The organism is Cyanobium sp. NIVA-CYA 375, from assembly GCF_056108345.1.
Window position 1 is genome coordinate 1 of the sequence record NZ_JBSYHW010000121.1, and the last position, 4,444, is coordinate 4,444.

2 protein-coding genes and 1 pseudogene are annotated in these 4,444 nt (G+C 50.3%); 2 read left to right on the plus strand and 1 reads right to left on the minus strand.

All coding sequences use genetic code 11. The features are described 5' to 3' along the window. Positions 1–466: 466 nt before the first annotated feature. Positions 467–1,224, minus strand: a pseudogene (locus AC01FP_RS16235) (transposase). Between the two features lie 1,076 nt (positions 1,225–2,300). On the opposite strand from AC01FP_RS16235, the gene AC01FP_RS16240 reads away from it, so the two are divergent. Together AC01FP_RS16240 and AC01FP_RS16245 are read left to right on the plus strand one after the other, a co-directional pair. Then, on the plus strand, positions 2,301–3,107 hold the full coding sequence (locus AC01FP_RS16240; protein ID WP_474481710.1) for an ABC transporter ATP-binding protein: 807 nt from the start codon (positions 2,301–2,303) through the stop codon (positions 3,105–3,107). Continuing rightward, complete coding sequence (locus tag AC01FP_RS16245; RefSeq protein WP_474481711.1) at positions 3,091–3,876, plus strand: ABC transporter permease; 786 nt, start codon at positions 3,091–3,093, stop codon at positions 3,874–3,876. Before AC01FP_RS16240 ends, AC01FP_RS16245 begins: the two co-directional genes overlap by 17 nt. Positions 3,877–4,444: the final 568 nt, after the last annotated feature.

Consider the following 4,444-nt stretch of genomic DNA (forward strand, 5'->3'; position numbering starts at 1 on the left):
GGCGCTGCGGCCAGTCTTCTCACCACGCTTTTCAGCCCATTCCTAACCATTAGTGTTTAATCATTGAGGTGAAGTAGCGTGGAAAAGCAAGTGTTGATGGGAAACCTGCTTGAATATGCGTTATGCATTCCACTAGGCAAGAAGGCTGAGCTCCGTATCTGTTTACGGCCAATTCTAGCCCATGGCTGTGCTTTGTCCACCATTGTTGCATCTCTTTTCATATCTTTGCCAAGGGTTGCCCCCCCGTTTGGACTATGCAGAATGACAGTGGGTGGAGATCCGGCTCGTATCGTAGCTGGCTCAAATGGCATCCTTCGCTGGAGGTCCGAATGGAGCCTGAGGGTATTGCACTTACCGAGCACCGTAGATTGGTTAATGCTTGCGTCTCCGCCAACGCGGCGAACAGATTGTGTTTCTGATACTATTCCTTAAAATGAATATTTAATGATTCGGCAAGGCCTCTCTGCTATGGGGATCCAGGCTCGATGCCGGCCGTGGCAGTAGCGCTGCACTTCAAGCAGCGGTTGTTGGTTTGGCTAATGAGCTCGTGGAAGTTGTCGATCAACTCTGTCCAGAAGGGCTCGATCTCACTGTCGCCAACCTTGTAGGCGAAGCCTTCTCCGCAGGAGGTGCCCAGCAACGCCCGGCGCCCAAACTCGTTCATCCCTATGGCGAAGACGACATCGCGGGAGCAGACCTGTTGAGCCTTGCCAGGTTTCCCCTTGAGGTAGGTGGCATTTAGGCAGACGTAGTCGTAGCCAGATTCCTTCAGCTTCCGGCCCAGGAATATCTGCACCTGCTGGTCGATGCTATGATAGATACGGCTCACCTGGGTCTTGGAGATGCCGCTCAGGGAACCCAGCGCCGCCACCAGGGAATCGACCCTGTGCGTGGGGTCGCCACCGATGTATGCCTCCATGAACACTTCGTCCAGGGCTTGGTCTATCCTGCGTGCTAGTGCATCGAGGGCAGAATGCTGCTGTCCCGCATCTTGGGGATCTGCAGCGCGAGATCCCCCACCTGGGGGATGGGGGGCCTGTAACCACTGCGCTTGCTGAGTCTCTCTTCGCTTCGCTCATGGCCTTCGGCAAGCAGAATTGCGGCGAACTCCAGCTCGACCAGCTGCTGCAGGCCGCGTGACGCCAGTAAAGGGATTAGTTCACCGACACCGCTGGCATCCACTAGTGGCGTTAGGTCAACTGCGGCACGTAAGGTCTTGTGCATGGTGCACGGCGGCAACTAGGTAGGCGCCCGCCTCCGTAGTTGACACCGGGCAGGCATGGTTCGTCTGGTTGAGGTGGTTCTCAAACCAGGGGAACGGGCCTGCCCAACCCCTGCAACGCCGTCGTCTGAGCCGGGTGGGCATGCCGAAGGAATTACACCATTGCTGCGGTCGAGGGCTTGTATTCCCTTCGATAGTTGAGGGTTGGGGGCTTCCACCATTTGAGGTGTTATCCTTCGGCGCTCCCGTGATGTTCTCCCCTTTCCAGCCTTGCAAAGAGGCCTGTGGATCTGCGGTTCTCTACATGACAGGCCCACTTGACTCGATCTTGCTAGTTGACAAACTGTAAAATATATTATTGACCCAGCGCTAAGCGAGCAACTAATCAAGAGTGGGTTTGAGCAAGCAAGAAAATATAATGCTGCCCGATTTGCCGAGGTCCTATTCGAGTGCTATGGTAAGATTGCTGCATAATATATAGTGTAAGAATTGGAGCCGGCTTTCAGGGGCCCCAAAAAATTCGGAGCCCTGCGGGGAGTGGGTGCAACATACGTGAATAGTATCCTTGTTTACTGAGAATAGCCAAGCCGTCATCTCATCGGGCAATTTTTTGCTGAGTCCTCCATTCGATACGTAGATAAGGCCAGGCGAGAGTGGTCTATTGCCCTTGCCTTAGAAAATGTTTTGATCTTTGAAGACGTGATTAGGAGTGGATAGGTCAATGGCGGAATGCGTTCCATTAAGAAGGTCTTTCTTGTAAGGTCTCTCAGTGCAATGGGCGATAGAACTCCTAGCAAAGTTTGCATTGAGACAATGCTAGGCTCTCCCGCCTACGGTTGAGAATGCTAGGGTTCGAAGCGTTCATTAAAGGAAATGCGATCAATGAAGACCTCATCGCTGCCATTGTCTAATAAGCTATGCCTGCCATTATAAGGTATTGTTGCTCTCAGTTTTTGTCAAAAGCAAGGAGTATGAGCACAACCACCCAGCTTCCATTATGATGCCTTTGACGTGTAACGATCAGTTTATTGGAATGTAATTTGCTGGGTCATGAATTTCCCGAAACCTCTACGATCTGATGCGAGCTCATTCCTTTACCCAGGCCGCCCGGCACGAGATTATTGTTGGAGAAGATCCAGATATCGTTTTGCAGCTGCAGGATGTGTGGCTCAGGATTCCTGTTCGAACCACAGAAACCCGAACCCTCAAATCTGTTTTGGTTCGCTCCGTCACCGGTGGTGCCCTGAAGCGCTCTAGCGGGGGTGCGATGATCGAGGCGCTCAGGGGAATCAATTGCACAATCAGGCACGGTGAGCGGGTAGCGTTGATTGGGCACAACGGAGCGGGGAAATCTACTTTTCTGCGCCTCGTGTCTGGCATTTATTTTTCCAGTTCTGGATCGTTTAGAGCCGGTTGCTCTGTTTTCCCGATGATCCAGAAGAGTTTTATTACGGCACCTGATCTCAGCGGGATTCAGGCATCCAAGGCCCATTACCTTTTGCAACATGGCAACCTACGTGGCTTTGATGCCTTCTTGACGGATGTTGTAGATTTCTCTGGTTTAGGTGATTTTATTCATCTGCCTGTGAAGGGTTATAGCGAGGGCATGGCTTCAAGGCTGTTGTTCTCGCTACTTACCTCTGGTTCTCATGATTGCCTCGCCTTGGATGAAGGTTTTGGAGCTGGCGATGCCCGATTCTTTGAGCGAGCGCAGCAGCGCCTGAAGGAGTTTATTTCTTCCGCCGGCACCTTACTCTTGGCGAGCCATTCAGATGACCTTCTCCGCCAATTCTGCAACCGTGGCCTTGTATTTAGCGAGGGAGCGATTGTATTTGATGGCGACCTGGAACTTGCGTTGAGTTTTTATCATGAAAAGCATTATTGAGTCCCTTGACTATGGCTGGCGTTCTCGCCGAGCGTGGTTGTTTACCGCTACCGCACGTACACGAGCTCGATTTGCACGTACCGCCTTGGGCGGTTTCTGGCTTGGCCTGTCAAACCTGCTCTCTATTGCTGCGCTTAGTCTTGTATACGGAACGGTATTTAAGGTTCAGGACTTTACCAACTATGTTGTATTTCTTGGCACTGGTTTAGTCGTCTGGAATGCATTGGCCGGTGCTGTTGGCTCTGCTCCGGGGTTGCTTGAGGCCAATGAAAATAACCTAAAAAATACCAACCTACACCCAATATTCTACACCCTTGAGGAGTGGGCTTTCCAGTGTCAGACGTTTTTTCAGTCTTTTGTTATGGTTCTTCTGGGTCTTTCCTTTTTTAAGCATGATTTGTTCATGAATCTATTGATGTTCTCCTGGCTGCCATTGATTAATGTGTTGCTTTTCCTTTACTGGGTCCCGCTGGCAGTTTGCATCTTAGGCGCAAGATTTAGAGACCTCTATCAACTAGTGCCGATTGTGCTCCAACTGGGCTTTCTGTTGTCACCCATTCTCTATGAAAAGAAAACCCTTGGTCAGCTAGCCTGGACTGCAGATTTTAATCCCATTTATCGAATTCTCAGCCCGCTCCGGCAAGCGTTACAGCGGGGAGAGGTTAATCTGACCCAGTTTATTGTTGTTTTAGTTTTTAACCTTGTTGGTCTTTTGTTGGCTCTATGGTTGCTGGCTAGGGATCGAAAGAATTTGCCCTTTTTTGTATAAAATCTTCTAGGTATCTGTTGTGCTTTGACTTAATTGTTTTGATGTCTTGAGGTTTGAGCACACATAGCGCGCTAAGTAATCATGCAAGTGGGCTTTCTCGCTCGCCCTTGAGCATGTTGGGCCGGAATGTCTATGCTCACGTTTTGGTGCTGATCTTGACAGTTTTAGTATACGAAGTGGTTCACGCTTTCCGACCCATTGAAATCCAGTTTTAGAAAGGCAATTAGCATCTTAATCGATCCAGTTTTTGGTCGGATTGGTTGTGAGACAAAAGGCTTAGTCTTTGGGTCTTTTTATGTGTAGAAGATTGATAGGCTGGATCATTACGTTTCTGCTTTAAGAGGGTTTCTATCGCAAAGTAATCACTTATTGTGAATCCCGGCATCGTCTCAATAGCCTGTGATTTCCATGGAGTCGTTTCGTACGGCCTCCGGTGCCGCCTTAAGACTTGAGTTCCTTACCGTCCTCCGCAGCTCCTGCCGTCAATCAGCATTTGATTGCTTCTCAATTCCGTGCACCACCCCGTGAACCCCTAATACTTCAGCCAAGAGGGTTCCCGGAGGCCATC